This is a genomic window from Streptococcus infantis (genome assembly GCF_047460685.1).
Taxonomy (GTDB): Bacteria; Bacillota; Bacilli; order Lactobacillales; family Streptococcaceae; genus Streptococcus; species Streptococcus infantis_AD.
On sequence record NZ_JASHFS010000013.1, the window covers coordinates 25,663 to 51,098 of the forward strand.

Here is a 25,436-nt window from a genome sequence, read left to right on the forward strand (position 1 = left end):
TCCTTTTAGCCTACATACCTGATAACGTTCATATCAGGCTTAATGTGATACTGCTCTTCTCTGAAACGGCCAATTTGGATAGTCTTAGAGAAAATACCGTTTTCGATGTGGATAACACCTTGAGAGATATACATAACCTCAACACCTGCGCTAAACATTGAAATACGACCATTAGGGTTGAACATCATGCTAGAGCTACCATCGTTCTTACCTATAATCAATCCTTCATTAGACGAGCTCATATAGCTATCGATGAAATTCCAGCGGTCAGATAACTCTCCCAAATCTTTGGCAATGTTTGAAACACGCTGACTAGCTGAAATCAAATCTTTCTCAGCCTGCGCTCTTGCAGCCTCATTGGCCTTGACAAAGTCCTTGTAAGCCTTTATCCAGTTATCAAGCGTGTCAGCGCTAGCCTTAGCCTCAAGCTCAGCCTGAATAATTCCAGCCTTCTCATTCAAAGCGTTCAGCTGTCCCTGAGTCAGCCCTTGGTCTGCTTTAGAGTCTATACCCCTCTGAACATCTTCAAGAGCTGGAGACCAGTCGGTAGGTACATTGCCTATTTCTAATTTAATTTTAGCGTCTTCGTAAGTTCTAGCAGATAGTCTAATAAATTTAGCAGTAGCTGGTACCGTAATATTATTGACTATATGCCACTTTTGAGCACGAACAGTATAACTGTCCTTACCTGTAAGTCGAGTTCCGATAGGTGATTTATTAGCATCGTAAAATTGCCAAGCATGCCAAGGTATTCCTCCGGAAGGTGTAGTCACCCAAAGCTGATAGATGAGATTAGATGCTCCATCGATTTCAATAAAATCGGACGTTCTCTCCTTGTTCACTGTATTAGCTGGATAAATAATCCCTGCGTTCCCTAGATAGCCTGGTACTGTTGTATTCTGCACAAACCTGTTCTGCGAACCAACCTCAACTTTAGCCCAACGATCAGCCCATTTGTACTTAGTTTTATCTGAGCTATCAGGCTTCTCATAATCTGAATAATGACCAAAATAACGCTGTCCGTTATCTGTCATTGTCAAACCAGAACCATCCGCATTGTCAGAATACGCAAAGTGAACATAAGGCGTTCTTCCATCTGCTCCTGGTTTACCTGGTAGCCCATCGGCGCCATCACGGCCTTTCCATCTTATCCAGCGATAGTCAGCAGGATTCTTACTATCAGTGGCATTAAAGTCAACATAGATGCCTACATAAGGCTTATCTGTTACTGTCTGGCTAAATCCACCTCCTGAAATAGTATCAGCATAGGCCATGTGAGTGTATTGAGTACGGCCGTCTGCCCCTTTAGGTCCAGGAATACCCTGGTCGCCCTTAACACCTTGCAAGCCTTGTAGACCTTGTAACCCACGTTCTCCCTTTTCGCCTTTTTCGCCTCTATCACCTTTAGGACCTATTGCTCCCTGTGGACCAGGGTCTCCTTTAGCACCTTTTTGACCAGTATCCCCCATTTTTGCAACAGAAAAACCTGTCTCAGAGGTATTATCTGTATAGTTCCAGGTTGTCTTGGTCCACAAATACTGCCCAGCTGGTACGCTAGGGATTTGAGATGCCCATCCGCTAGTTGGTGGAACAGTTCCTGATGTGGAGCTAGCATAAACTACGGTTGTTGCACGAAGGCCAACGCCATCCTTGCCAGCAATACCATCTCTACCAGTATTTCCGTCTCTACCAATCCTAGCCACTGAGTAGCCTGTCTCAGAGGTATTATCTGTATAGTTCCAGGTTGTCTTGGTCCAAAGGTATTGGCCAGCTGGTACGCTAGGGATTGTCGAACCCCAAACAGTATCATCAACTGATTCAAGGCGGATATACTCAACTTGAGTAGAGTTGTCTGGGTTGTAAGTATTTACTCGAATTTTTGCTCTACCAGTGATGCCAGTCCAGGTAAATTCTGTACCAGTTGTATCAGTATTAGAGTCTGAGATAATAAAATGTCTATTTCCTGTTTCTAGGCTTACCCCAAAAATGACAACATTGTTACCACCTCGATTATTATGATTGTTAGAAAACACACCATTGGAAGATTTAGCGTAGATACGGTACTTAGCACCACTGACTACATTAAATACCAGATTGGTATAGTACATATTATCTAGAACGCTCATATTAGGCCTAATTACTTGATTACTATTTACAAGTACCTGTCCTGATGGGTGGATATCTCCAGTACTTGAACTAGCATAAGAAATTGCAGTATCTCTAATCCCCACGCCATTCTTACCAGCAATTCCATCTCTACCAGGGTCTCCCTTTGGTCCAGGGTCTCCTTTTTGACCGTTGCGCCCATCTGATACATTTACTAGAGAAATTTCATCTACTGCGACTTCTTCATTTTCTATATATGCTGCAACAGTCAATGTGATAGCGCCTGAAATATCTCTACCTCTAGCTGTGTATGTCTGACCAGTTGTTACATTGCCATTCAAGCTCCATCTCCAGCTTACGCCAGCGGTTATTAATTTCCCACCCTTATATAGTGTAGGAGTGATAACACTTTCTCCAGTTTGGTTTTTAAAGATGATGCCGTTGTTAGTGGATAACTTGACAATATAAGGTTTAGATTGTTCAAATAAGCGCTCAAGTACCTCTTGTATACCGTCGGATAACTGATTTTCAAGCGCTTTAAAATTTGAAAAGATCGTTTTGTTGCTTGCTGGGTTTGAAAAACTGATTTTTTGTTCAGAAACACGGGCTTGAACTATCAATAGTGGATTGAATCCCTCATCATGAATTTTGACTGTATCGCCGATTTCGACATCGACAAATCCATCGACTTCATAAGTGATTGCTGGATAGCAATGTTTTTTTAGTTCATTATATGCTAGACGTCGCAATTCTTTTGGATCGTCAGTATCGTAACTAAAATCTTTTCTTGTGTACTGGTCTAGTTCACCTGTTGAATGTGTGAACGTTGATGGATATAGCTGCATAGAGATTGGAGCAACAAGATGAGCTCCTAATTGATAAAACTCACAAATTCCATCCTTGTTGTACTTTTTCCACTCATCAAGACCTTGTATTGTAACTACTTCTTCAACTTCTTCACCAGATCCGTTTTTTAATCGTCTTTTACCAGTTGGCCGGATTGAATTGAAAAGACCTGTCTTATCAACTCTACGGGTGATAGAAGTGATATTCTTGCCATATTTTAAGCTTATATCGTTTCTGATACGACCTACACCTTGATGTGCGTCATCATTTTCATGATAGACGTTGACACTAAACTTTTTGATTGTGCTATCAGCGTTTAATTGTGTATCAAACTCAATCTCAGCATCAAAGCGTTTGGCAAGACTCAATAGACGGGCTAGTTTGGTTTCTTGCCCTTCCCATTCAAGAGTACGTTTATTATCTGATACTTCATTGATGCCAATAACAAGATGAGTATAATTTAATAAATCCATAGCTTCGCAATACTCAGCAAAGCTCATAGCCTTTGTAGCCTTGTAAGGATTAGCTACCTCATTGATCAACTCAAGATTGAGGTTTTCACAATAGCATTTGATTGTTTGCTCGTTTTCTTCAACTTGCATAACGTTAAAAAGAAAGCTCTTGCCATGATATTTAAAAGAAACCCAGGCTCGTTCATTAAGAAAACGATAGGCCTTTTGTCTCGAGGAGTCTGACTTGATAGCCTTCTTAAACACCGTAAATTCAAAAGTAGATGAACCTGTTGGTAAGCTTCTATTCCATGTATCACCATAATAATTAAGTGTACTTTGTTTGCGGTTATCAACAAAAGCAACCTTTTGTAAATTTGCATCATGAATTGTTAAAAGCATTATAGCCACCTTTCTTCAAATTCGATTGTCACGGTTGGTTTTTTCTTGATAAAACTTGAAAAATACATCTCAAGTTTAGACTCTCCAGGCGGTATAGATAGCCACTGTGAGCCATCAACAACCTCTCCAGCTTTAGCAATGCCGTCAATATAGACCGTATCATCTTCACTGTTGATTACAACATTTGAACCGATAGGATAACGGTTAGGAATGTCTCTTGATGCTTGCACAAAGTCCTTACGATACATTAACTCATCGAGATACAAGTGAGGGATGATTGCTTTCCCACGAAAAGCACCTATCGTAACATGGATCTTAGCTGACTTTTTGCCTTTTATTTCAGGAACGGCAAAGTCATAGTGTGAGCCATTGTAATAAACTTGAACTCTCTCATCGTTTCTCTGGAGTTCAAATTGACCTCTTGAAATTGCAAACGGATTTGTATTTTTGTTGCTAGAAGAGTCAAAAAGCAAAGTTTTTAAAAAGTTATATCCACCAGCGTTATCTGTCGCAAAGACATTAAAACCGCAATATAGACCGTTATATTTCTTGTATGTTTCAACTCCATACAAAAACTGACCTGCTGTATCAGATACAGCCACCTTGATAAAACCACATTGATTGATTGACTCTAGCTGATAGACTAATTTACAAAATAGATAATCATTGAGTGAGCCTTTCTGGCCTGTTGAGTCGGCAGGTATCTCCCATGAAAGCCCTGCGCCATAATTCTCATTGTAAGCCCCGCCGGCCTGCTCCCTTACCTTTATGCGTTTCTTGCCATCTACTGTGACTAGTTCAGATGTCCCAGTTATGTTATCCCATCTGCTATTGGTCACTGAGCTATTTTTCACTGCTCTAGCAAAGCCGTCAGCGATTTTGTCGCCTCGAAAATCAAGCAAGATCTCAGAGCGCTTGACTGTTTCACTATCAGCCTCCTCACGGTTTCCCATCTCAAAAGCCGTATTATTATTGACAAGACCTATATATCCATTTTCAGCATTATGCTTAACTCTGATAATTGGAAAGGCCTCAACTGTCCCATTGTTTACTAAGTCAAAAACCATTTTATTGGTTGTAGTTTGTGCATTTGAATCACTATTGAAATTCTTATAAGCTATGCTATGGGCTACACCGTCTGGAACAATGAATTTTATAGAACCGGTTGACCTTCGACCGCTCGTTTCTTGCATTGAAATACTCTCAATCGGCATGGCCAGATAGTATTTGTCAGGCTCATCTGAAAATGTCAGCTCTTTAGGACTATCAACATTAAAAATACCCGCAAGCTTGTGCTTGAGGGTATTTCTGTCTTCGGACCAGATCGAAAAATCTACCTTGATATATTTTGCATCAATGGTTTGTTGCTGAATATTGACTCCGATTCTTGGTGCTTGGTCGATAGAGATAGAGCGATTGTTCCCGATCTCTCGTTGGATGTCATGGATTTCAATAAGGTCTCGAAAATCAGTTTTATTGAAACGCATTGTCACTTCACTCATTCAAGCACTCCTTTCATTCTTAGTGTCATTCTTTCTCGCTCTCTCTGCTTCTTGGTTATAATATCCGTCACTACAGAGCTATCCATATAAGCGTTCGTATCCTTGTTGAGGATAGCAATAAGCAATTTTTCTAAACTCGCCCTCAGAGTCCTCATCTCAGCAACGACTTTTTCTGTATCCTGACCATTTTGAACACTTGTAGTCTGAATTGTAATATTACGCTGCGCTTCTTCCATTTCACGGAGGAATTTCGCATCGCTAGGAATACCAACCCCTGTCGCGTATTTGGGAATACCCATCTCACGCATCAAACGTCTAGTCTTGTCAGCTCGCAATACTTTTGAACCTTTTGGAAGAGGGAGCAGAACATCTCTGCCTTCAGGAATGAAACTCCTGCCATCTGGTAAGGTAATCATTTCTTTGTAGTTGCTGTTGCGCTGGTCATTGACAATAGCAAGACCACCAGGGTGGTAGTTGGTCCCGTGGGCGTGTCTGCTTGCAAAAATATTTGTAAAGAAGTTGCCCGTTACACTATTGATCCAGCTTCGAATCCCTGAAAGTACACCAGAAGCATTGTCTCGAGCGTTGATAGTAACAGTTTTATCCTGAATACCATTTACACCACTCTGAACCTCATTAACAGTTCCTTGTGTATTGTTTTGAGCCGAAATGCCAATAGGAGTGTTTTGCTTAATAGCATTGATTTCACTACTTGTCTCGTTTCGGACAGCACCTGTCAAGTCTGTCGCATTAATATCAACTGGTTTATGTTGACGAATAGAATTTACACCGTACAATACCGACTCTACAGTGCTTGGTGTATTGTCAATCGCTTCAATTGGTAATTGCTTACCAGTCATCATATCGATACGACCTTGGACTACCTTAATATCGCTACTAGCTAAATCTTTTAAAGTCAATGCTTTTTCGCTCGGTGTCATTAAGTTCCACTGAGTCAATGCTTGCTTAGCACCTTCTGCACTGCTTAAAAAGCTTTCATTCTTACCAAGAATTTCTTTTACCTCAGAAGGCAAATCGTTCCATTGTAACATCAGTTCTTTGCTATCCAAGATAGCTTGTACCGCTGGTTTGCCATTCACAATTAGTTCTTTTTCTTCTGGAGATAACTGCTCCCACTGGCCGTTTGCTACAAGAGCCTCTCCGATAGTCAAACGAGCATTAGTCTCAAGATTCGCTTCTTTAAGGATGAATTGCATGGCATCCCATCCATCTTCTGCTTCAAGGACCTTTTGCACTTCTTCAACTACATTTGTTTTCAGCTTACCAGTTTTTTCATCCCATACCATGGAATTCCACTGAGTGTTTGCAAGCTTCATTGATTCGGTTGCATCTTTAGCAGTTTGTGCCCACATACTATTACCTTCTTGCACTTTTGAGAAGGTGTTTTGGAACTTGATGGCCATTTCATCGTAAGTCAATCCCATTTCCTCAGCTCGTGATTTAAGCTGATTCATGATGCCGGTTAATGCTTCTGGACTAACTTTTAAAGTTTTTAAAAGTCTACCTTGCAAATCGTTCCATTTTTGACTATACGCTTCCATTTTGGCTGTGTGTTCAGCTTCCAACTGCTCCATTTTACTCTTGATCTCAGCACGAGCTTTAACAGATTTTTCATCCTCGCCTTTGATTTGTTCCATGAGTTTCTTGTATCCGTCCAAACGTTCTTGGTAAGAAGCTTGTTCATCTTTGGCCCATTTCTCAGTTAATTCAGTGGCTTTTTTTAGCTGTTCTGTATTTAATTCATCGGCCTGACCATTGAAAGCTTTAATCATGTTGATACGTTCTTCGCCAGAATATTCCATCAACTCTAACTGTGTATTGATAAGTTCATTCTGATTTGCTAAAACAATTGCTTTTTCCTCTTCAGAAAGTTTTCGATGATTATTAGCTGAGTTTTGATAAATTTTGATAACCTCGTCTGACATCTGTTGCACATTATCTTTAACTTGATTAGAATGCTCAGTTAAAGATTGAATCGCTTCATCACTAAGTCCTAACTTTTGTGCTAAATCGATGTCTTTGGCTAAGTTTTCATCAGCTAACTTTTGAATCTCAGTAGCTAGCTTTTTGACAGACTCAGTTACCTTATCGACACTAGCAGCGCCTGATCCAAAATCTGTCATCGAATGGTTTGCTTCATCTACTTTATCTTTGAAATCTTGAAGTTGATTTGCTTGATCCACGCTAACGCTTGCCCCCCATTCTTGAGCACGTTGTCTGGCTTCATATGCTTTGTGAGCAAAGTAAGCAATTGCACCCCCAACTGCCAGTGTCCCAAGAACTACAGCTCCTGTAGGTGTAAAAGCAAGTCCAAGCAATGTTCCTGCTTTTGACAACAATCCTACACTTGCACCAGCTTCAGCAGCGGTTGTCCCTACTGCTGATATGTTTCTTGCTGTGTTAAGTAGCTCAACTCCCTTCCCAGCGATTTTAAATACTCCTCCGAGGGTTGTTGAGAAATTACCCAGCATATTCAAAGCAGGGTAGGCAACTGCTGCACCTAGTCCAACTTTTATCCAAAAATTTTGTACTTCTGGGGAAGCCTTTGAAAAACTCTCTATGATATGATTAACCTTCTCGATTAGAGGGCTTAAAGTTGGCAACAACTTTTGACCAATATTTACCTGCAGTACTTCCAGATTAGCTTTAAAACGTTCAACTCCATTTTTTGAAGAGTTCATCAACTCTCTAGCAAGTTTATGAGTATACCCACGAGCACTTTCAGTTTGTTTTGTTAGATTCCGAAGTGCATCTCCTCCTTGATTAATCAAGGCATTCATACCTGTTTGAGCCTCAATACCAAAGGCACGGGCAATTGCAGAAGATTTTTCTGCATCCGTCCAGCCCTCAGTAGATTTCTTGATTCGATCGATAATATCTGGCAACTTCAATGCACCAGACTGGAATTCTTCAACGCTAAACCCTAATTCACGCATTGCATTCGCATTAGATTCAGAAGGTTTCAATAATTTCGATAAAGCACCACGTAATGCCGTACCGGCCTTCTCACCAGCTATACCATTGTCAGAAAGTAGACCAATAGCAGCTGAAGTCTCTTCAATTGACATACCTAGCGAATGAGCTACTGGCCCAATATATTCCATAGCAAGTCCCATATCTGAGAATCCAGCTGATGTTTTATTAGCTACATAAGTCAGACTGTCAGTAACCTTGCCAGTATCCTTAGCTTCTAGTCCAAACTGGCGTAAGATGTTTGTAGATGCATTCATAACCACGTTAAAGTCATCGCCAGATGCTTTAGCAGCATCTAGGATGCTTGGCATAGCAGCAATAGTCTGATTAGCATCAAAACCTTTCTTAATGATTTCTTGCATTCCTTCGTTAATAGATGCCGTAGAAATCCCATATTGTTTCGCCCATCCTTTGGAACTCTCGCCTAACATTTTTGTTGTTGTATTCAGTTCTTCAACAGTAGGTACAGTGTCTGCAAGGAGTGATTTTGTGGTGTTCATCTGGTCCTCGAACTCTATTGCTTTACGAGTTGCTAGTGTAAATCCTGTAGCTACTAAAGTCGATACAGGACGCATAGCGTCTCCCATACCACGCAATTTCCCACCTAGCCACTCAAACTTTTCCCCTTGCTTTGATAACTGATTCGAAATTTTACCAGCCCAGCTATTTTCACGACCAATATCTTGCAAGGCTTTTTCAACCCCACGTAGCTGGTTTTCCATCGCTGCCAACTTAGCATTCTCACGCTGAATATCAGCTGCAGCTTTATCAAAGTTAGCTGTTCCAGGGTCTAGCTTATCAAAACTTTTCTTCATCTCATCCAAAACTTTACGTTGTGAATCAATAGCTTGTCCTAAAGTCTTGTATTTAGCTTGAAGTAAGCTAGCATTTTTTTCATTTCCTTTCAGAGTACTATCCAAAGAACGGACATTGTTTTGAAAATACTTTACAGCATTTTTTGCACCATTTAGAGTAGGGTTGAACTTCGACACGTCCAGCCCTAGCTCGATATACATCTGACCTAACGGCGTTCCGCCTGCCATATTGTTCCTCCTTTTATCTCAAAGTAAATAAAAAAAGCCCTTACGGACTCTTTTCATTTATTTATATCGTTGCAGATTACGATAAGCAAATTCTACACAAGCTAATAAAGACATTCCACCAATTGCTATCAAAAACAAAGGAATCAACGGTGCATAAATTAACAACATGATGAAAGGCGCAAAGATTTCATCCATATCATGATTAAAGATATAAATAATCGTATAGATATAGAAAGCCAAAGCAGAAATAGCAACACCTAACCAAATACGTGCCCAAATCAATCCTTTTCTACTCATCTTGTCCTCCCAGCTCTCTATAGAGCTTCTCTATCCCTTGACGGATCGTTTCTGATCGTCCTTGTTGTAGCTTTGTTGATATAAAATTTAGTTTATTTACAATTTTCTCATCAACTCTCGCTCGTATAACAAATTGCTTATCCATGTAGCCACCATCTTTTCAACATTATTATACTCCTGTGTAGCTACATTTGCAAGTTGAAAGCTATATAGTTCCCAACAAATCAGCCAGGTCTATAACTTCTTCTCTCTCACTCGTTTCCATCGTTCCCAAGACCCCCATCAGATCCTCCCAACTCGTATCCATCACATCACGAATACTCATTCCATAAGGTCCCTCTGTGACATGCTTGATAAAACCATAAAAACGTTTGATAGCTTGTCCAGGTGCTAGCTCTTTCCCTTTGGGTCTACATCACCTACTAAATGAGCATAAATTTCTGTAAAGATAGAAATAATTTTCGAAAAATCTGTGTATTTCAGTAAATCATCAACAGTTACATCATCACATAGATTAGCAATAAATTCCAGCTGCTTATCAAGTTTTACTACTTCAGACTCTGCTTTTTCTATTGCATCCATTAAAATTAAGTAATCACGATAATGTTCGGTTAGGATTGTTTTTGTTGACTTAACAACATCCTCGCCTTTTTCATTTTTGATTGTAAATTTAACCTTAGCCATATACTTTCCTTTCTAGAAAAAGAGAGCTTACGCCCTCTTCCTACCCTGCTGCGGTCATCTTTAGTTGACCCTTCAATTTCTTCAACTTTTCAGCATCCGATCCATACACAATTGCACCATATCGACCATTAGTTGCAGCATCTGAACTAGCTGTCGCAGCAAAATTCACATTAGTGGTAGCTAACTCATTAGCCTTATCCTTGATCGTTTCAAAATCAATAGCATCCATAGAAAGCTGCCCTTTGTAAAAACCATAGTAGACTGGTTCCCCATCAGCAGTATTACTTTCAATGAGAATCGAAACATTCTTAGCAACGGTGTCTGCACCGAAGTAATAGATACCATTATCATTGCCATACCCCAAAGCATTAGTATATAAAGCTAATGGGACATCAAGTAAGCCCATCTCTACCTTAACATCACCTACACCTCGATTGGATACGTGATAAGCAACATTACTACCGTAAGTCTTTACAGGATCGCTAGATAATCCAGTTACTTTAGCAGTCTGTGTAGCCCCTTCATTATCTTTACCCTCTAGCGTGAAGAGGTTCTCTCCAGCTGTTGGAGTCTTTCCATCATGCACACAAATAGTGACCGATTTAAGGCCAATAAGTGCAGTTCCTTTTACTGTCATTTCTTTACCTTCTTTCTAGTATTTATCATACAGACCACTCTGACCTTTGTAGGTTCGAGCGTCTACATAGCGTTTGATATCAGGGATCCATTGATCCAAACCACCTTCAGTCTGATAAAATCCTTGTTCTTCCATTATTTTTTCAATTATTCCTTGGAGTTCTTTACACTCCACTCGATCGGCAGACTCTACATTGACCTGATAGAGAAAAGTCTTAGCCAAACTAGTATTGCTCCCATGAGCCGTTTGCATTGGAGGTCCTACAGGGATAATGACAATACTCGTCTCGTCATCCCCCAAAGTATCAGGACGTTCAAATGACTTGATACTAATACCAGATAAAGACTCATTCTCTTTCAAAGCGTTGTAGAGTTCAGTTAGTTTGTCTTTAATCATTACAAAAACTCCTGTTTTAACTTCATGCCAACTTTAGATTTAAAAACTGGTTTGCTACCTTCAAAAAAGCGGCGCATAATACCGAAACCACGAGGATGTCCATTCTTTGCGTATCCAAATTCATTCAAGTGAATAAGAGTCCAACGAGGACTTTTAAAACCTAATTTAACCATTGGAACCCCACTAGCTGTACCAGTCACATTTCCATGGACGACAGCACCTGCCGTCTTACCAGTATCAGCGTACACCGCCATAGCCCGTTTGAAAGTAGGCTCAAACTCCTCAACCGTTTCCTTCAAGACTCTATTGACCTTTCTACGGACCACTGGTTCCCCTAGGCGAGCCTCGACATTCCTCAAAACATCATCAAATCCTTTTAGATTTGCTCCACTAGACATCGCGACCACCTCCGATAATAACTATCAAAAAATCCCGATTATCAAAATCAGGACGCACATCAATAACCTGCCATTTCTTACCAACTAGACGGATATCCTCAACTTCGACAAAATGCCGACTTTCAGGCTGATAATCTGTCAGAGGATCACGAATTTTCAAAGTTATCTTAGCTTTCATCGCTTTTCCAGTCGCGATCTCAATATCTTTGAAACTAGGGGAGTAAACTTGCCCCATCGTAGAAAAAGCCTTCTTGTAGCTCACATCACGGCCATCAACCCCCTCCTCGACTTTAGAAGTATAGAAAGTCAAGGGGGTTCTCAGGTCTCCATTTTGAGCCTCAGGCTTTTTGTAGCGATAGCTAGGACGATTATACATAGTATGGTGATGTTTCAGTTACTTCTGTAGTTTTATCTTCCCATTCAACAAAGTCAGGCAGTGCTTCATTGATTTCATCGAAGCGCTCTTTTGTCGCTTCAAATTCTTGGCCAACAGAACGAAATTCCCCTTCTTTGAGGTCATAAAATTCTTTTAAAACCTTAATCATGTTTTTCCTCCAATTTATAGTTTTCTAGAGACAACGCCATTAAATCACCTTGAAAGTTTTGATAGAAAAACTCTACCTGGTCATTGTAGACGTATCGTGAACGTTCTAAAATAAGCTCTCTCACTCGTGGATCGCTAGTGTTCTTACTACCGACTAAACTGTGAATCGCTAACTCAGAACTTTCCAACATACGGGAGAGGTTATTATCCTCTCCACTGTGAAAAATTCTCATCCGCTCCTTAAATGCTTTAAGGAGTGGGTGAAGTTCTTTTGTCTCTTCCATAGGGCAACACCTTAGTCTTTACCAAGTTTTAGGGTCCAAACCGCAGCGGTTTTTTCATCATGTGGTTTCCCATATGCAAATTGTTTACCAGTGTAAAGATTGAGATCGTCAAATGCAAGAGTTTGGTCAAAGGTATCAAATTCAATTCCACCACCAATAACTGCATCGTAACGCCCTTTCACAAAAGTAGTGATTTTACCTGCTTCTTGAGCAATTGATGGGGTTACAATTGGATTGAATGGAAGATTTGTCACAAATACACCAAGTCCATTCAGAGTGGTGAATTGAGTTGTAAAGTCAAGTTCATCGCTCGTATTTACAACGATAACCATGTTTCCACGAGTTACCACAGGTTTCCCGTTTGCTTTAGTGGAATGGTATTTGTAAATTTCTTTGAATTCATTGATTGTGATGTTAGCTTTTTCTTCAGTCGTCTTTCCTTTTGCTCCAAGAGTTACATCACCAGATGATGTCTTAGCATTGTATGTTGTTTTCCCTGCTGCAACCGTTCCTGTCAAAGTACGGGACAAACCGATTGGTTTTTCATCTCCATCCCCATTCAAAAAGGCTGCTTCAAGAGCAACAGCAAAAGCTTCTGTAAGCTGAGCAGATACGAAAGAATAAAGCCAACCAGGTCCGAACTTTTCTGTGTCTTTTGGAAGGACAACAAAGGCAGTCAGTTTGTTCTGAATAGCTTCTTCTTCGCCAAATCCAGCAGTCAATTGACCCTTGATTTCATCGTTGATTTTCCCCCAAACTGCTACACCTGTTGTAGTAGAGCTAAGAAACTTCAAACGAGGGCCACCGTTACGGAGTCCAATATGTTCAAGCAATGGGTGTTCTTGTACCATATCTTCAAAGATACGATCAACCGTTTCTTGCGGGAAGAACTTTTCAATTTTTCCTGGAGCTTTTTTGTCCAAATTGTTGAAAAATTCACGTTCACGAAGAGACAGCTTTTCATCAAATGGACTTGCTGCAACAAGGCCATCTACTTCCTCACGAGCTGATTTCTTTGCTTCATCCAGAATGGCGTTAAGCATCTTCTCATAAAGTTCTCCTTGCTTTTCAGCGGGTTCATTGTTTGTAACAGCATCTAGAAAGTTCTGACGAGCTGTTTTAAATTCATCTGATAATTTCATCATGTTTAAATTTTCCTTTCTTAAAATGCAAAACGACCGAAACCGCTAGGCTCAGTCGCTTTCTTATTTTCAGTTTTTTCTTTTTCTGGCTCGTGTTCTGCCAGTTTTTGAGCAACTAACTCAGCAATCTTGTCCACATCGGGAGTCATAGTAGCCTGCATCCGCTCGATAAAATCTTCCGGGATCATTGGCGTTTCGCTCGCTACTAGGAGAGGAGCAACCTCTTGCGCAAACATCACCTTGTCCGCAAAACCGTTCTCAACGGCTGCCTCGGCATCAAACCAGGTTGTCTGATTCATTAGCTCCAATAAATCAGACAATGCTTTCCCTGTCTTATGGACGTAAGCACTCGCAATAGACTTGTTAAAACCTTTCAACACAGCTGCCTCATGCTCTAAAGCGTTATGATCTCCATAAACGCCAGAGGATACATTATGAATCATAATTTGAGCAGTTGGGCTGATTTCAACAGAATCACCAGCCATAGCAATGACACTAGCAGCGCTTGCTGCAATACCTACGATTTTGACGGTTACTCGACCAGAGTAAGCGCGTAAAGCTGTGTAGATTTCGCTACCAGCGTAGACATCTCCACCACCAGAGTTAATATGAATTTCTACATCTTCTCCAGTTTCCGGTAATACAATGTCTTTTGGTGCAGTAGCTTCCCTCTCAAATAGCTCGTAGATCCACTTGCTGTTATTTGAGATAATTGTTCCTTTAATTGGAATTACCTTCATCTTCTTTTTTACCTCCTTTCTCTATTTCCTTACCAATCTGATAATTTTTAGTCATGACTGGTTTGTCACCCCAAGGAACCGCCTCAAGTCCTAGCTCCGCTCGGACTTCATTGATTAGCATTGCTCCAGAGGAAATTAACTTATCAATGTTTTCAGCTAAAGCAAACTTATCCCTCTGACCTTCCCCGATAATGACAAAGAAACGTTCCCCTGCATAAGCATCAGGACCAACCATGGCATGATTCAGTCCATCAGATACCTTCTTCACTAGAGATTTATAGCAGTAACTAGTAAACATTTTCTGACTGTTTTCTAGATTAGCCATATCCCCGTGCATCAATGCAGTTGGAATACCCAATATATCAGCAACCTCATCATCAAATTGCCTTCGAAGTTTTTTCAACTCATCAACAGACAGATTCGAAGTCCCAACCGTGTTTGTCAATTCGTTGTAGTCCAGACCGTTTTGAGCTGGAACGATAGCCACTGATTTTTTAGTAAATGATTTGAATAGACCATCAGCATATTCTTGCATCTGCTTAAGTCTTTCCTCGTTAAAGGTACCGTTTGTCTTAGTGTTAAGAATGCCCCGAATCTGATTATTACGACCCAAGGCCTCGACCAAGCGACTATGTAGCTTTTCATAGTCTGCAAATAAGTCGCTCATGTATTCTTGCAGTCGATTGTTGTTATACTGCAAAAAAATCACATCACTCATAGCAAACTTTCTCTGAAACGTATAATCTCGCACAGATACCGTTTCAAAGGTATCATCATAGACTGCATATCGTTTTCGAGTGAAGCTATCAGCGACTAATAGTTGATCATCATCTGACAAGATGATGAGTACTTCATTTTTTGTCAATAGACGATAAATCACCTTTTGCCAAAATTCTGAAGCAGACTCATTGCGATTCGGACGGACATTTAAAAGATAATCCCAATTAGAGCGTTCGTGCTTGTTTTTGACCATGTAGCGAAACTCAGACTTTGCAAAGATACGAGCTACAAATTCAGCTGATTTATCTACAGCTAAACTTTTGAGATAAAGACTCCCAAAAATTCGCTCTAAATCATCAAAATCAAAACCAGTAATCACTTCCTTCCGAGCTTTGAAAATATCAAGCCACCCCATGTTGCAACCTCCTTTCTTTGATTTTCTGCCGACCACCCACCCAAAATTTATTATTAGATTAAAAATCCCAACTATCAATCATGTCAAGGAATTCCCCAACATTCGACTCTTGCACAAGCTCACGCTTGTAGAGAGCAGCTATCAAAGCATGGAACCCATCTGTCTTTCTTCTGACAGGCTCTTTCTTCAAGAAACGCTTATTGCCATCCTTGTCCTCTTTGACATAGGTATTATCTATATACCAAATCATTGAGTTATCACCCTCAAAGACAAAACGCTCATTAGCAAATCCATCTTCTATAATTGGTGCAACCTTGGATTGAATCGCCCCAGGATTGCGCAAGAACTCATATTCAAAACCAGCCTCTTCTAGCAAGGGTTTCAACAAGTCCATTTTAAAACCATCGGCACATACAAGTTCAATTTGATAAAGTTTATTCCATTCGACTAGCTTAGCAATCAAAAGACGTGGATCAATACTAGGACCGTCCACAATCGTAAACAAGCCTTTGTCTGCCCATTCTTGAATAGGGGCTTTTAGTTTGAAAGCTTTCAAAAATTCTTTACGAGCAAATGAATGTTGCTTCCAGATGAACTCATCACCATTCTTAAATAGCAATCCGACACTTGCAAAGTCTCGGACACTTGCATAGTCAAAACCAGCCACGCAAGACCGACCCTTTAAGTCGATACCCGGAGACCGCAGACAAGCCAGCAGCTTCTCACGAGTCGTCACATCCTTTTCAAGATCCGCTTCAGGAAGATTCATCCGTTTTGTCATAAATTCCTGACGACCAGACGGCTCCAGCTCAAGGTCATCATAATCTGCTTTCGTAGCAGATAGTAGTCGTTTTGCATATGGTGTGGTTTCATCCAGCATCGGATTTGCTTTCGTCCAATTCCTCATGTCATCCACTTCATCCGCATTATCTAACTTGCAGATAAAAGGGAAAAATCTAAAATCATCAATCTCACCATTCAAGATTTGCATAGACTTTTCTATCAGCTTGTCATAGAACCCCTCGCGCACATATCCATTCGTCCCGTTATAGAATGTTCGAGCATGAGCAATCTTACCAAGACCAGACCTTTGAACCTTCACAGCCTTATCATCTTCAAACTGGTGAATCTCATCAAACTCAAGACATCCATCACGAGCAGAGTCCATAGTCTTCGGATTATTCGTCCGAAAAGAAAAGACCGAGTTATTCGCTCGACCTGTGATAGACATTTTAGTTAGATAAAAATGGTCCTCAAGACCTCTCCTTTGGATAGTCTCATAAACTTCCTCGAAAGAAACTTTACCTTGTCTTTCAGAGTTTGCCGTGATGGTCACATCGTAATCTCTGATTGGATAAATTGGACTGATGAAAAAATTAGCTCTCGCAGACATAAAACCATTCTTACCACCACCACGAGCAAGAGTATACAGATATTCATTGAAATGTGGCTCCCCGTCTTCCTTCCGAAAAAGAAAGATAAACGGAGTCAAGAAAAGTTGATACTTAGCAAGAGGGAAAAAGTTCTTTTCCGCAAAACGAATGAACTTGTCAATCAAGTCATTATCAAAATATAAATCATCACGAGGATAAATTTTCTCCTTGATGATTTTAAACAGCAGCTTTCTTTCTTTGTTGACAACGATTTCTCCACTCTCGGCCATTTTGATATAGTCATCAACCAGCGGATGAGAAATCATAGCAGGTCACTTCCAGACGTAGGTTTCTCAACAGGCGAGTTTTCCACCTCAAAACCAAACGATCGCTCAATAGCCAAAAGCTGATTGCTTGTTGTGTTGATTTCCTTGATGAGAGAATTCGCTTTTTGGAATCTCTGTTGCCCATTGTGAACAGTGATGACCAATCCGTCTTCATGAAGTCTAGCTTTCAGCTCATACAGCAATCTGACAAGATAAAGATATCGATTCACTTTTTCGTACTGGATCGCATCCTTTTTTCTAGGACTAAAATAGCCGATTTTAGAAAGTAGCTGATTTTCTAATTCTTTTATATTTTTTTCTGAGTATTCTTCCATTACCCCCCACCCCCTTTAATTTTTCGTTAAAAATTTGGACAGTCGAGTGCAGACCGCTTACCGACATCTTTGAAAATTTCCGATTTTTTTGACCGGGGGGTATTTAAGGTTCGTTCACCTAACCCCACCATTCATCTTTTCGGAAATTTCTGTCATTCTTATCAAAACGATCATGCCTCTTATTATGACATGCTTTGCACAGTGTTCGTAGATTATCGATATCAAGCGCAAAATCTGGATAGAACTCTAGTTCCTTGATGTGGTCAACCTCTAGGTTCTCTCTAGTGACTTTGCCTTCGTCTTTGCACCAAACACATTCATTGTGATCACGTTCAAGTGCTAACTTACGAAGCGCTCTCCATTCACTGGAATTGTAAAATTGGTTGCGTTCTTCTCGAGTTGAAACTTCAATCATTTGATTATTGATGTTGATACTTTGAGCTCGAATGTATTTAGCTTCTCAATACAATTGTTCAAGTGTTCGATTGCTTCACAACATTATTGAGTTAACTCTTTTAATTCTGAGCGATTTTCAATTTCGACTCCAACTACAATTTTTCCTAATGGTTTTTGTTTAGTGGTTCTTTTATTAAAAAGTCTTTTAATAATACCTTTCATAACTGTGCAATCTCCTTTGTTTTTACTCTTTCAATTCCTTGTTTTACATATTCTAATGAATTCGCTATATGAGTTTTAACTCAGACTTATCAAGCGTTTATCCTGCATACATAAAATGAAATCATCATAACCTCAAAACAATGAATTGATATTAAAATAAAAAAATTAAAAGCCCTGAAACTTTGTCATGGCTCGGTCTTGTGAATCTTGGTTTTTGCCAATATATCGTAGTGAAATGCTTTGGCTTGAATGGTTCAGTAGGTCCATTATCAGAGCGACATCCTTGGTTTGTTCGTACATGAATAAGCCAAAGGTCTTTCTCATCGAGTGAGTCGCTATATTTTCCAGACCAACCTCTTCAGCAGCTCTTTTAATAATCTTGTAAGCTGTGTTAGGTTTTATGTGCTGATGTTTTCCGTTTCTGCTTGGAAAGAGGAAGTCTTCATCTTTCTTATCTTTGATGTACTGCCTCATAGCATTCTTGAATTTCTTTGGCATCTTTCGTTTGGTTGGTTTGTCAGTCTTCTCATCGATAATCTGAACATGCCAGCCTTTAACATGCTTTACTTTTAGTTTAACTATATCGCCAATTCGAAATCCCAGATTAACACCAGATAAAAAGAGCATGAGGTTACGTTGTCTATCCGACTCTTTGACTGCGCTGTGTAACGTCAGCCATTCAATCATAAGCTGAACATCATCTCTATTTCTGATTGGTTCAACAACTACCACATATCCTCACCTCCTTTTTAATGCACAAAAAAAGCAGAGGTTTCCTCTCTGCTATTCTTCATGATACTAATTTACCACATTAAAATTATCATTTGCTATCATTCTTATCATACATTTTAGATAATTTTAGTAACGCTTTATGTTTTGCTCGCTGGATGGTTGCAGGGCTACAATTTAATTTGATTTGAACCTCTTTCCAAGAAAGGCCATCGATATACAGTAATCGCATCACGATGTTTTCTACTGGATCATCGAGCGACTCAATCGCTTGAACGAGTTCATCACGTTCGTGGTACATTTGTTTGATTTCTTTATACAGCTGATCTGACTTGTCAATGATCAACACATTCAATTCTTCAGTTTGATTCTTGTTGCTTTTTGACTTCGGCATGCTGTCGAACTGTTGCCCTCGTAAAATACCTGACTTCAAACTGATTATTTCCTGGTGCTTTGACTTTGCTTTGATGTCGATATAAGGCAAAGCCTTCAGCCTTTTTTTGATGTCTATTGCCAAACCTTACCCACCTTCCTAAAGATTTACTTTGTTAAATTCTTCTAGACAAATGCTCGACCAAATGAAATGATTGATTTCTAAAAGCTTATCGCTCCCCATTTTTTCAATTCTTTGATAAAGCCTGATTTTAAATAATGTTTGCTTTTGTTTCGAAATTCTGGTTCCTTTTACTGGCAATGTTGCTATAAATGATAATGTTTCGCCATAAGCGCGAATTACACATTTTGCTAATATCTCACTATTCTCCCCTTCCCTAATTACAATTGATACATTAATTGTTTCGTATTTTATAACCTCAATCAGACCAAGTCTATCTTGTTTGCTGTTTGTGTTTTGAAAACCTGAATATGGGTATTTTTTAGGTTTCATTTTCTATTCCTTTCAAATGATTTCTCCATCAAATACTAGAGTGATTGTCCCTGTACCATCTCTATGCTTAGAGGTCAGCGCACGACAATCTGAACCAAACTCAACACCTTCAATCGTGATGCTTTGTTTTATCTTGTCAACGTTGATGATTGTTCCATTTGATGTTTTAATTCTCATGTTCCATCTCCTCGTTGAATTTCCAGGCTTCATACATTATCAAATCCAATTCATTTTCATGAATATTTCCTATAACTTGACATTTCTCCCAAAGAAATTTTTCGAAAGGTGAGTATGTTGCAGGTGAGATATTAAGATAAGATAAATAGAATCCAACCTCTGTGACCTCTGTATCAGCGTCTTCAAAATAAGTATATTCCCCAAAAGATACAATGCTTGCATGAGCATTTGTAATTAGGATATCTCCTTCGAATATCTCATTTCCTGCTTTATCTTTAATACCTGTGTATAGCATGAGGTCATAGTTTTTCATGTCCTCTTTTGCAACATTTCCATTTTTATAAGTTGCTTTGATAACTTGTTCATCCAGAACTAGTGCATTGACTTGCACCATTTCTTTAAATTCTTTATCCCAAGCTCTGTATCTTGGTATCATGCTAAATCCTCCAAACTAACAGTTATAGCCTTTTTAGCTTCTTTACAGATAAAAATAAGTGTTTCGCCTTTTTTCAAGTTTTTTAAATCCTTTTTTGTGAGTTTCACATTATGGACTTCGTAGCTTTCGCCATCTATTTCAAGCATCAGGTAAATCCTCCTTAGATAAACAAACTAGCCAACCAAATTAAAAATGCACTTGTAATGATTTTCGAAATACTGCTCTTTACAGCATACGAATAATCCTCCTCATATTCTTTTTTACTGGATAACACAGGCCAGATGAAAGATAGTAGTGCATCCATCCCTAATGCTTGCCAAACTGTAATTTTACTGACTGGAACAATCGTTGTGATAATCTCATTCCAACCATACTGAACTACAAACGGCGATACAACGATTACAAATACCGCACCTAATACAATTCCTAGTCTTCTCATTTTATAAATCCTCCTCTTTCACAAATACCCCGTTGATCATCTTACCCTTTCGGTCCTTAATAGCATCATAAGCAATCTGCAAGCAACTGTCTGCGTCTGTCCCGTTGAATAACGAAACAGAACTAATCACGCTATCGAGAAACATCAAGTCAGACTTAATCAGAGGCATCTGCGTCTCATTATGACAGATATGAGCGTATAGTTTCTGAGCGATATTGCCCAAGCTTGAAACCATCAATAGCAATTCAAGTTCCTGTTGATTGGCTGAAATCTGAGCACCATTCTTAATCTGTTGCTCAAGCCCAATCAATACGACTTGAATATCACCAAGTGCATCATAAATCAGCTCAGATTTGTCCTTTGCAATTCCCTCAAACAATTCTCCTTGCTCTTCCATCAGCTTCAAGAACTGCTTGACCGGATTTGCTTCATGTAAGTTACGGTCAACAAACCATTGTTGAACCTTGTTTTCTAATTCTGTGTTGTTCATATTCTTCTCCTTAAAATAATTTTATTTGATTCTCATAAGTATCAAGTCTCTGTTTGGCATGGTTAAAGATTCTTTTGTCAAGCTCGCAACCGACATACTCAAAACCTAACTCCTGACAAGCAATCAAGCTACTTGCTGAACCGACATGAGTATCAAGAATCTTATCTCCAGATTTTGCGTAGTTTTGCAGCAACCAAAGATAAAGATTGATGGGTTTTTGAGTTGGATGAATTCTAACCTCATTCAAAGCCTTGTTTCCTTGCTGGATATGTCCTTCAGATATTGACTTCCCTTGCATCATACCGTTCCACATATAGCGAAACATCCGTGTACTATCATGTAAACTGCAGTACGCTATCTCACAATCTGAGAAACTTGACTGGCCATTAACTTTATCCCACACAATTCGACCAGGCCCAAAAGAGTAGTTGAAGTAGTTCACACCCCAAATGATTTGATTTTTTGAAACTCTAAAAAGTTCATCAAAATAATCTCCATTTGGAATTTGCCACTCTGAGGTTTCGCCATACAGTCTGCTTACACCTATTGGACTGACTTTTCGTCCGTAAAATTTTCTTTTTTCTGGTCCGGAAAAATACGGTGGATCAACAATAGCTAAATCAAAATAGTTGTCAGGATATCTTTTCATGACGTCCATGCAATCTTCGTTAAGAAATAATTTCAAGTCATCACCTCATTCCAATTCCTTTGCTATTGCAGCGATAACATTGACTGTCACGCTATTTCCTGCTTGTTTGTATAATTGACTGTTGCTATTTACTTCTTGAGCTTTGTCAAATGCCCAGTCAGGAAAGCCTTGTAATCTCCAACACTCACGAGGTGTTAGCTTGCGAATACGATAACCATATGATAAATGGTTATTTTCGTGATAGCTATTACTTGTTAGTGTAGGAGCTATTTCATGCACTCCACCTTGATTATATCCATGACCACGCTGAATGATTTTAGGTTCAAGTCCTCCGCCTTGATAGGCTCTTATAGTTGGTGCGATACCGTCTGTTTCGTAAACCACACCGCATTGATTAAAATTTGGCTGCAAAACTCCGAATTGTTTTATGGTATTGCTTTTTATAGCTATCTTCTGACCCTCTCCCTTGTTCGTTGTGAGCGTAGGAGCCAAGCCGTCAGCTTGATAGACTTCTCCATTCATACCATTTCCTGATGGGTTAACGTTTCCTATTTTCACGACTGATTGGCTACTAGTTGACTGACTTTCTCCGCCGAGAGGAAAAATTCTTCTGGTACGTTCTCCTCTAAGATGTCCGACAATGAACACACGCTCTCGATTTTGGGGAACTCCAAAATTTTTGCTGTTAAGCATTTGCCATTCCATGTTGTACCCCAATTCATCCAAGGCTCCGAGGATGGTCTCAAATGTAGCTCCTCCGTCATGGTTGAGAAGTCCTTTGACGTTCTCAAGGAATAAATATCGAGGTCTGAGAATAGATGCGAACCGTGAAATTTCAAAAAACAAAGTTCCTCGTGTATCCTCAAAACCTCGTCTGTTTCCTGCAATTGAGAAAGCCTGGCACGGAAATCCTCCACAGATAATGTCCACACGTCCGATTCTTCGAATAGACTCATCTGATACTGTTGTGATGTCATGTAGCTCTATTTCTCCTTCTGTGTTATGTATCGCTTTATAACTGGCTCTAGCGAATTTATCTATTTCACAAAATCCTATACATTCATGACCAGCGGATTCCATCCCAAGACGAAAACCACCAATTCCTGCGAATAGATCAAGAAATTTCAAATCCTCACCTCATCCCCAACTCTTACCTTCTCGTACCCGTCCTTCGTAACCACGAACACACCGTAATCACGAATCGTAAGCGTGTATAGCTTGCCATGTCGTCCTTTATCGACGACCTTACCGAATATCTCAGCGCCTACGTTATCCGCCTTATAGACGATAATTGGGCGCTTTTCTTCTAGTTTTTTAATGTGGATACTCTGCCAAATATTTAATCCAGCAGATAATAAAATCCAGATAGCTATGAATCGTTTCAATCTGTGACCTCCTCAAAGTAGCTATGAAATTTACTTAAATTGATAATAGCAACCTCTTCAACAGAATGCTTTTCAATATCAAAATCTGGATCGTTTTTCCCAAATTCTTTCTTTATAGCTTTTTCCGCTAGAAAAGGTAAGTCGAATATACTTGCTCCATTTCTTAAGGCAAGCGGTTGACCGTGTTTGTTTACTACTCGATAACCTACATCGAACGGTCTGATTTTCGCAGGGATTTTTATGCGTTTGCTTTCAGTTTCTGTAGCTTGTTCAAGTGTTTGTACCATCACTCAACCTCATTTCTTCCATCTCTTACTTTTTGCAAATAATATTTATATATTTCATTGTCAGTATGTTCATTTACTAAATTTTCAAGTGCTTTATTGACTACTTCAGACACGCTTCCATAACCACCATATTCTTTAATTGCTTCGACATGGTCATATAGATCTTGTGTAATCGCTGCTTGTATCTTTCTAGGCATCACTCAACCTCATTTCCTCTCATGAATTTTGGCATGTTGCCAGAGTATTCCTCGTATAACCAATACTTTCTACAACATTCATCGTAATCATAAGTTTTTTTAATTTTTAATTTTTGTTTGAGCGTTTTCTTATATTTTTTCGGGCACGGAATGGAAAAACTTTCATCATGGACAGAAAACCAAGCTACAAAAAATCGATAAGAATATTTGTAGTGTTTTCTTTTTTGTCTAAGATTCATCACTCCACCTCCTCATTTTTTATTGATTCATACGCTCTTTTATAAGCATCCAAATATAGAAATACTATTTGAGACACTTTTTTACCAGCGAATTCAAGAGTCTCATAGTATTCTGAATCTTGTTCACTCAGGAATTCTCGAACAGTATCAGTAATGTGTTTGAATCCATACCGATCATCGAAATATTCAAATAGTTCATCAAAATAATATCGATCATTTTCGTCTAAGTCTTCATATCGCTTATTATCAAAGAAATACTCAAGAATAATTTTTTTAGCTTCATCTTCATTATAAACAAAAAGATTTCGACTAGATGCTTTGATTTTTTCAATAAAATATCCAGGGTTATTTGTGAAATCCTTATAGAAATCTTCCCAACTACCCATATTATTAAAATTTACTGCAACCAACTCACCGAAATCACCTGTGATGGCTAGAGATGAATTTTTCTTATCGAAAATATATCTTAGATTATGCATTAGATTATATTCTGGACTATGATAATCAATGATTGTAATATCATCTAATTCGATTTTTTTAGCAAGATGCTTGTTGAAATAGTGTGCAAATGATTCCATCACTCCACCTCCTGTACTTTCCAACCAAGAATATCTGCAGCTTTTTGAGCTTCTTCCTTTGTATCAAATTTCTTGACATAATCCATCGTGCCAGGTTGTTCATCCGCTAGTATGACAATATCAACATCTTCTTGATAACCTTTAAAATACAAATGATTGCCATCGGTCACTACATACTTTGTTTTCTCTACCTCGTAGCCGAATAGCCAAGCTCGAGCGACTAAATCAATCGGATTTTCTCGTAAAAACCAATTACCGACTTCTTCATTCGTGAAATTGAATTCTAATAATTCCACTACATCTTTACAAGATTTTCTAGCTTCCTCAATCCAATCCGCCACAAACTGTGGAACTTTGACTTTTTCTGGTTCGTCTAGTAGTTTCAACTCTTTCAAAAAAAGTTCAACCATTGAAATATAAGGTACAGGCTCATGAAAAGGACTGTGTTCTTTCCACAATTCTTCATACTTTCTTATCAATTCCCGTTTATTCATCTTCCAACTCCTTCACTTTCTTCCTCAATTCTTCATTCCTCTTTCTCAGCGAATCCCGTTCCAGCGCTCTGATTCGTCTTTTCCGTGCATCGCACGGTTTCGAATACTCGGCTATTTTTTCTTCGTTCCTCTTGATTGATTGTTTCATTCCGTCGATCAAGTCCTGTTTAGTATACTTCATTCAAATACCTCATCGATG

Annotated in this window: 35 protein-coding genes; all 35 read right to left on the minus strand. The window is 39.3% G+C overall.

What is annotated here, in order from left to right:
* Positions 1-5: 5 nt before the first annotated feature.
* On the minus strand, positions 6-3,803 hold the full coding sequence (locus QM917_RS07245) for a phage tail spike protein (RefSeq protein ID WP_414285364.1): 3,798 nt from the start codon (positions 3,801-3,803) through the stop codon (positions 6-8).
* A complete protein-coding gene (locus tag QM917_RS07250; RefSeq protein WP_414285365.1) occupies positions 3,803-5,305 on the minus strand; it encodes a distal tail protein Dit in 1,503 nt (500 codons plus the stop codon). The genes QM917_RS07245 and QM917_RS07250 overlap by 1 nt, the downstream gene beginning before the upstream one ends.
* Positions 5,302-9,342 carry a phage tail tape measure protein gene (locus QM917_RS07255; RefSeq protein ID WP_414285366.1) on the minus strand — a complete coding sequence of 1,347 codons (4,041 nt, stop codon included), beginning with the start codon at positions 9,340-9,342 and terminating at the stop codon, positions 5,302-5,304. Before QM917_RS07255 ends, QM917_RS07250 begins: the two co-directional genes overlap by 4 nt.
* Positions 9,343-9,399: 57 nt before the next feature.
* Positions 9,400-9,639: a hypothetical protein gene (locus QM917_RS07260; protein WP_414285367.1), complete on the minus strand. Its 240-nt coding sequence runs from the start codon at positions 9,637-9,639 to the stop codon at positions 9,400-9,402.
* Positions 9,632-9,784, minus strand: coding sequence for a hypothetical protein (locus QM917_RS07265; protein ID WP_414285368.1), 153 nt, complete (start codon positions 9,782-9,784; stop codon positions 9,632-9,634). Before QM917_RS07265 ends, QM917_RS07260 begins: the two co-directional genes overlap by 8 nt.
* A gap of 245 nt (positions 9,785-10,029) precedes the next feature.
* Complete coding sequence (gene gpG / locus QM917_RS07270) at positions 10,030-10,323, minus strand: phage tail assembly chaperone G (RefSeq protein ID WP_414285369.1); 294 nt, start codon at positions 10,321-10,323, stop codon at positions 10,030-10,032.
* A gap of 40 nt (positions 10,324-10,363) precedes the next feature.
* The gene (locus tag QM917_RS07275) at positions 10,364-10,960 is read right to left on the minus strand and encodes a major tail protein (protein ID WP_414285370.1); all 597 of its coding nucleotides are present in this window, start codon (positions 10,958-10,960) and stop codon (positions 10,364-10,366) included.
* A 15-nt stretch (positions 10,961-10,975) separates the two neighbouring features.
* Positions 10,976-11,356 (minus strand): hypothetical protein, encoded by a 381-nt coding sequence (locus QM917_RS07280; protein ID WP_414285371.1) that lies wholly within the window; start codon positions 11,354-11,356, stop codon positions 10,976-10,978.
* Positions 11,356-11,754, minus strand: a complete 399-nt coding sequence (locus QM917_RS07285) for a hypothetical protein (protein WP_414285372.1) — start codon at positions 11,752-11,754, stop codon at positions 11,356-11,358. The genes QM917_RS07280 and QM917_RS07285 overlap by 1 nt, the downstream gene beginning before the upstream one ends.
* Positions 11,747-12,130 (minus strand): phage head-tail adapter protein, encoded by a 384-nt coding sequence (locus QM917_RS07290; protein WP_414285373.1) that lies wholly within the window; start codon positions 12,128-12,130, stop codon positions 11,747-11,749. The genes QM917_RS07285 and QM917_RS07290 overlap by 8 nt, the downstream gene beginning before the upstream one ends.
* A complete protein-coding gene (locus QM917_RS07295; RefSeq protein WP_414285374.1) occupies positions 12,123-12,299 on the minus strand; it encodes a hypothetical protein in 177 nt (58 codons plus the stop codon). Before QM917_RS07295 ends, QM917_RS07290 begins: the two co-directional genes overlap by 8 nt.
* Positions 12,292-12,582 (minus strand): phage gp6-like head-tail connector protein, encoded by a 291-nt coding sequence (locus tag QM917_RS07300; RefSeq protein WP_414285375.1) that lies wholly within the window; start codon positions 12,580-12,582, stop codon positions 12,292-12,294. The genes QM917_RS07295 and QM917_RS07300 overlap by 8 nt, the downstream gene beginning before the upstream one ends.
* A gap of 11 nt (positions 12,583-12,593) precedes the next feature.
* Positions 12,594-13,727 (minus strand): phage major capsid protein, encoded by a 1,134-nt coding sequence (locus tag QM917_RS07305; RefSeq protein ID WP_414285376.1) that lies wholly within the window; start codon positions 13,725-13,727, stop codon positions 12,594-12,596.
* A 17-nt stretch (positions 13,728-13,744) separates the two neighbouring features.
* Complete coding sequence (locus QM917_RS07310; protein ID WP_414285377.1) at positions 13,745-14,464, minus strand: head maturation protease, ClpP-related; 720 nt, start codon at positions 14,462-14,464, stop codon at positions 13,745-13,747.
* The gene (locus tag QM917_RS07315) at positions 14,445-15,599 is read right to left on the minus strand and encodes a phage portal protein (protein ID WP_414285378.1); all 1,155 of its coding nucleotides are present in this window, start codon (positions 15,597-15,599) and stop codon (positions 14,445-14,447) included. The genes QM917_RS07310 and QM917_RS07315 overlap by 20 nt, the downstream gene beginning before the upstream one ends.
* A 58-nt stretch (positions 15,600-15,657) precedes the next feature.
* The gene (locus tag QM917_RS07320; protein ID WP_414285379.1) at positions 15,658-17,298 is read right to left on the minus strand and encodes a terminase TerL endonuclease subunit; all 1,641 of its coding nucleotides are present in this window, start codon (positions 17,296-17,298) and stop codon (positions 15,658-15,660) included.
* The gene (locus QM917_RS07325) at positions 17,295-17,633 is read right to left on the minus strand and encodes a hypothetical protein (RefSeq protein ID WP_414285380.1); all 339 of its coding nucleotides are present in this window, start codon (positions 17,631-17,633) and stop codon (positions 17,295-17,297) included. Before QM917_RS07325 ends, QM917_RS07320 begins: the two co-directional genes overlap by 4 nt.
* A gap of 118 nt (positions 17,634-17,751) precedes the next feature.
* The gene (locus QM917_RS07330; protein ID WP_414285381.1) at positions 17,752-18,048 is read right to left on the minus strand and encodes an HNH endonuclease; all 297 of its coding nucleotides are present in this window, start codon (positions 18,046-18,048) and stop codon (positions 17,752-17,754) included.
* 368 nt (positions 18,049-18,416) lie between these two features.
* Positions 18,417-18,983 carry a tyrosine-type recombinase/integrase gene (locus tag QM917_RS07335; protein ID WP_414285382.1) on the minus strand — a complete coding sequence of 189 codons (567 nt, stop codon included), beginning with the start codon at positions 18,981-18,983 and terminating at the stop codon, positions 18,417-18,419.
* A gap of 88 nt (positions 18,984-19,071) precedes the next feature.
* Positions 19,072-19,497 carry a DUF1492 domain-containing protein gene (locus QM917_RS07340; RefSeq protein ID WP_414285383.1) on the minus strand — a complete coding sequence of 142 codons (426 nt, stop codon included), beginning with the start codon at positions 19,495-19,497 and terminating at the stop codon, positions 19,072-19,074.
* Between the two features lie 15 nt (positions 19,498-19,512).
* Positions 19,513-19,866, minus strand: coding sequence for a hypothetical protein (locus tag QM917_RS07345; RefSeq protein ID WP_414285384.1), 354 nt, complete (start codon positions 19,864-19,866; stop codon positions 19,513-19,515).
* A 12-nt stretch (positions 19,867-19,878) separates the two neighbouring features.
* Positions 19,879-20,043 carry a hypothetical protein gene (locus tag QM917_RS07350; RefSeq protein WP_414285385.1) on the minus strand — a complete coding sequence of 55 codons (165 nt, stop codon included), beginning with the start codon at positions 20,041-20,043 and terminating at the stop codon, positions 19,879-19,881.
* Entirely contained in the window at positions 20,033-20,479 is a 447-nt protein-coding gene (locus QM917_RS07355) for a YopX family protein (RefSeq protein ID WP_414285386.1), read from the minus strand. Before QM917_RS07355 ends, QM917_RS07350 begins: the two co-directional genes overlap by 11 nt.
* A complete protein-coding gene (locus QM917_RS07360) occupies positions 20,476-20,625 on the minus strand; it encodes a hypothetical protein (protein WP_414285387.1) in 150 nt (49 codons plus the stop codon). The genes QM917_RS07355 and QM917_RS07360 overlap by 4 nt, the downstream gene beginning before the upstream one ends.
* 14 nt (positions 20,626-20,639) lie before the next feature.
* Positions 20,640-20,918, minus strand: a complete 279-nt coding sequence (locus QM917_RS07365; protein ID WP_414285388.1) for a hypothetical protein — start codon at positions 20,916-20,918, stop codon at positions 20,640-20,642.
* Position 20,919: 1 nt separating this feature from the next.
* Positions 20,920-21,408, minus strand: a complete 489-nt coding sequence (locus QM917_RS07370; RefSeq protein WP_414285389.1) for a MazG-like family protein — start codon at positions 21,406-21,408, stop codon at positions 20,920-20,922.
* Positions 21,409-21,418: 10 nt separating this feature from the next.
* Positions 21,419-22,093: a DNA methyltransferase gene (locus tag QM917_RS07375; protein ID WP_315639952.1), complete on the minus strand. Its 675-nt coding sequence runs from the start codon at positions 22,091-22,093 to the stop codon at positions 21,419-21,421.
* Between the two features lie 9 nt (positions 22,094-22,102).
* Positions 22,103-23,185 carry a DNA cytosine methyltransferase gene (locus QM917_RS07380; RefSeq protein WP_414285390.1) on the minus strand — a complete coding sequence of 361 codons (1,083 nt, stop codon included), beginning with the start codon at positions 23,183-23,185 and terminating at the stop codon, positions 22,103-22,105.
* A complete protein-coding gene (locus QM917_RS07385) occupies positions 23,182-23,442 on the minus strand; it encodes a DUF1372 family protein (RefSeq protein WP_414285391.1) in 261 nt (86 codons plus the stop codon). Before QM917_RS07385 ends, QM917_RS07380 begins: the two co-directional genes overlap by 4 nt.
* The gene (locus QM917_RS07390; protein ID WP_414285392.1) at positions 23,439-23,729 is read right to left on the minus strand and encodes a hypothetical protein; all 291 of its coding nucleotides are present in this window, start codon (positions 23,727-23,729) and stop codon (positions 23,439-23,441) included. Before QM917_RS07390 ends, QM917_RS07385 begins: the two co-directional genes overlap by 4 nt.
* Positions 23,729-23,926, minus strand: coding sequence for a hypothetical protein (locus QM917_RS07395; RefSeq protein WP_414285393.1), 198 nt, complete (start codon positions 23,924-23,926; stop codon positions 23,729-23,731). Before QM917_RS07395 ends, QM917_RS07390 begins: the two co-directional genes overlap by 1 nt.
* Positions 23,926-24,165 carry a hypothetical protein gene (locus QM917_RS07400; RefSeq protein WP_102211041.1) on the minus strand — a complete coding sequence of 80 codons (240 nt, stop codon included), beginning with the start codon at positions 24,163-24,165 and terminating at the stop codon, positions 23,926-23,928. The genes QM917_RS07395 and QM917_RS07400 overlap by 1 nt, the downstream gene beginning before the upstream one ends.
* Positions 24,165-24,743: a hypothetical protein gene (locus QM917_RS07405; protein WP_414285394.1), complete on the minus strand. Its 579-nt coding sequence runs from the start codon at positions 24,741-24,743 to the stop codon at positions 24,165-24,167. The genes QM917_RS07400 and QM917_RS07405 overlap by 1 nt, the downstream gene beginning before the upstream one ends.
* Positions 24,743-25,237, minus strand: a complete 495-nt coding sequence (locus QM917_RS07410; protein WP_414285395.1) for a DUF1642 domain-containing protein — start codon at positions 25,235-25,237, stop codon at positions 24,743-24,745. The genes QM917_RS07405 and QM917_RS07410 overlap by 1 nt, the downstream gene beginning before the upstream one ends.
* Positions 25,230-25,418 carry a hypothetical protein gene (locus tag QM917_RS07415; protein WP_414285396.1) on the minus strand — a complete coding sequence of 63 codons (189 nt, stop codon included), beginning with the start codon at positions 25,416-25,418 and terminating at the stop codon, positions 25,230-25,232. The genes QM917_RS07410 and QM917_RS07415 overlap by 8 nt, the downstream gene beginning before the upstream one ends.
* Between the last annotated feature and the right edge of the window lie 18 nt (positions 25,419-25,436).

Coding starts and splice junctions, on each gene's coding strand:
- QM917_RS07265 (WP_414285368.1), bottom strand. CDS start 9,784: ATGGATAAGCAATTTGTTATACGAGCGAGAGTTGATGAGAAAATTGTA.
- QM917_RS07325 (WP_414285380.1), bottom strand. CDS start 17,633: ATGGAAGAATACTCAGAAAAAAATATAAAAGAATTAGAAAATCAGCTA.
- QM917_RS07275 (WP_414285370.1), bottom strand. CDS start 10,960: ATGACAGTAAAAGGAACTGCACTTATTGGCCTTAAATCGGTCACTATT.
- QM917_RS07250 (WP_414285365.1), bottom strand. CDS start 5,305: ATGAGTGAAGTGACAATGCGTTTCAATAAAACTGATTTTCGAGACCTT.
- QM917_RS07390 (WP_414285392.1), bottom strand. CDS start 23,729: ATGGTACAAACACTTGAACAAGCTACAGAAACTGAAAGCAAACGCATA.
- QM917_RS07370 (WP_414285389.1), bottom strand. CDS start 21,408: ATGAACAACACAGAATTAGAAAACAAGGTTCAACAATGGTTTGTTGAC.
- QM917_RS07360 (WP_414285387.1), bottom strand. CDS start 20,625: ATGCTTGAAATAGATGGCGAAAGCTACGAAGTCCATAATGTGAAACTC.
- QM917_RS07405 (WP_414285394.1), bottom strand. CDS start 24,743: ATGGAATCATTTGCACACTATTTCAACAAGCATCTTGCTAAAAAAATC.
- QM917_RS07255 (WP_414285366.1), bottom strand. CDS start 9,342: ATGGCAGGCGGAACGCCGTTAGGTCAGATGTATATCGAGCTAGGGCTG.
- QM917_RS07415 (WP_414285396.1), bottom strand. CDS start 25,418: ATGAAGTATACTAAACAGGACTTGATCGACGGAATGAAACAATCAATC.
- QM917_RS07320 (WP_414285379.1), bottom strand. CDS start 17,298: ATGATTTCTCATCCGCTGGTTGATGACTATATCAAAATGGCCGAGAGT.
- QM917_RS07315 (WP_414285378.1), bottom strand. CDS start 15,599: ATGGGGTGGCTTGATATTTTCAAAGCTCGGAAGGAAGTGATTACTGGT.
- QM917_RS07350 (WP_414285385.1), bottom strand. CDS start 20,043: ATGAGAATTAAAACATCAAATGGAACAATCATCAACGTTGACAAGATA.
- QM917_RS07410 (WP_414285395.1), bottom strand. CDS start 25,237: ATGAATAAACGGGAATTGATAAGAAAGTATGAAGAATTGTGGAAAGAA.
- QM917_RS07395 (WP_414285393.1), bottom strand. CDS start 23,926: ATGCCTAGAAAGATACAAGCAGCGATTACACAAGATCTATATGACCAT.
- QM917_RS07260 (WP_414285367.1), bottom strand. CDS start 9,639: ATGAGTAGAAAAGGATTGATTTGGGCACGTATTTGGTTAGGTGTTGCT.
- QM917_RS07280 (WP_414285371.1), bottom strand. CDS start 11,356: ATGATTAAAGACAAACTAACTGAACTCTACAACGCTTTGAAAGAGAAT.
- QM917_RS07290 (WP_414285373.1), bottom strand. CDS start 12,130: ATGTATAATCGTCCTAGCTATCGCTACAAAAAGCCTGAGGCTCAAAAT.
- QM917_RS07245 (WP_414285364.1), bottom strand. CDS start 3,803: ATGCTTTTAACAATTCATGATGCAAATTTACAAAAGGTTGCTTTTGTT.
- QM917_RS07330 (WP_414285381.1), bottom strand. CDS start 18,048: ATGATTGAAGTTTCAACTCGAGAAGAACGCAACCAATTTTACAATTCC.
- QM917_RS07365 (WP_414285388.1), bottom strand. CDS start 20,918: ATGAGAAGACTAGGAATTGTATTAGGTGCGGTATTTGTAATCGTTGTA.
- QM917_RS07310 (WP_414285377.1), bottom strand. CDS start 14,464: ATGAAGGTAATTCCAATTAAAGGAACAATTATCTCAAATAACAGCAAG.
- QM917_RS07355 (WP_414285386.1), bottom strand. CDS start 20,479: ATGATACCAAGATACAGAGCTTGGGATAAAGAATTTAAAGAAATGGTG.
- QM917_RS07300 (WP_414285375.1), bottom strand. CDS start 12,582: ATGGAAGAGACAAAAGAACTTCACCCACTCCTTAAAGCATTTAAGGAG.
- gpG (WP_414285369.1), bottom strand. CDS start 10,323: ATGGCTAAGGTTAAATTTACAATCAAAAATGAAAAAGGCGAGGATGTT.
- QM917_RS07295 (WP_414285374.1), bottom strand. CDS start 12,299: ATGATTAAGGTTTTAAAAGAATTTTATGACCTCAAAGAAGGGGAATTT.
- QM917_RS07400 (WP_102211041.1), bottom strand. CDS start 24,165: ATGAATCTTAGACAAAAAAGAAAACACTACAAATATTCTTATCGATTT.
- QM917_RS07345 (WP_414285384.1), bottom strand. CDS start 19,866: ATGAAACCTAAAAAATACCCATATTCAGGTTTTCAAAACACAAACAGC.
- QM917_RS07305 (WP_414285376.1), bottom strand. CDS start 13,727: ATGATGAAATTATCAGATGAATTTAAAACAGCTCGTCAGAACTTTCTA.
- QM917_RS07285 (WP_414285372.1), bottom strand. CDS start 11,754: ATGTCTAGTGGAGCAAATCTAAAAGGATTTGATGATGTTTTGAGGAAT.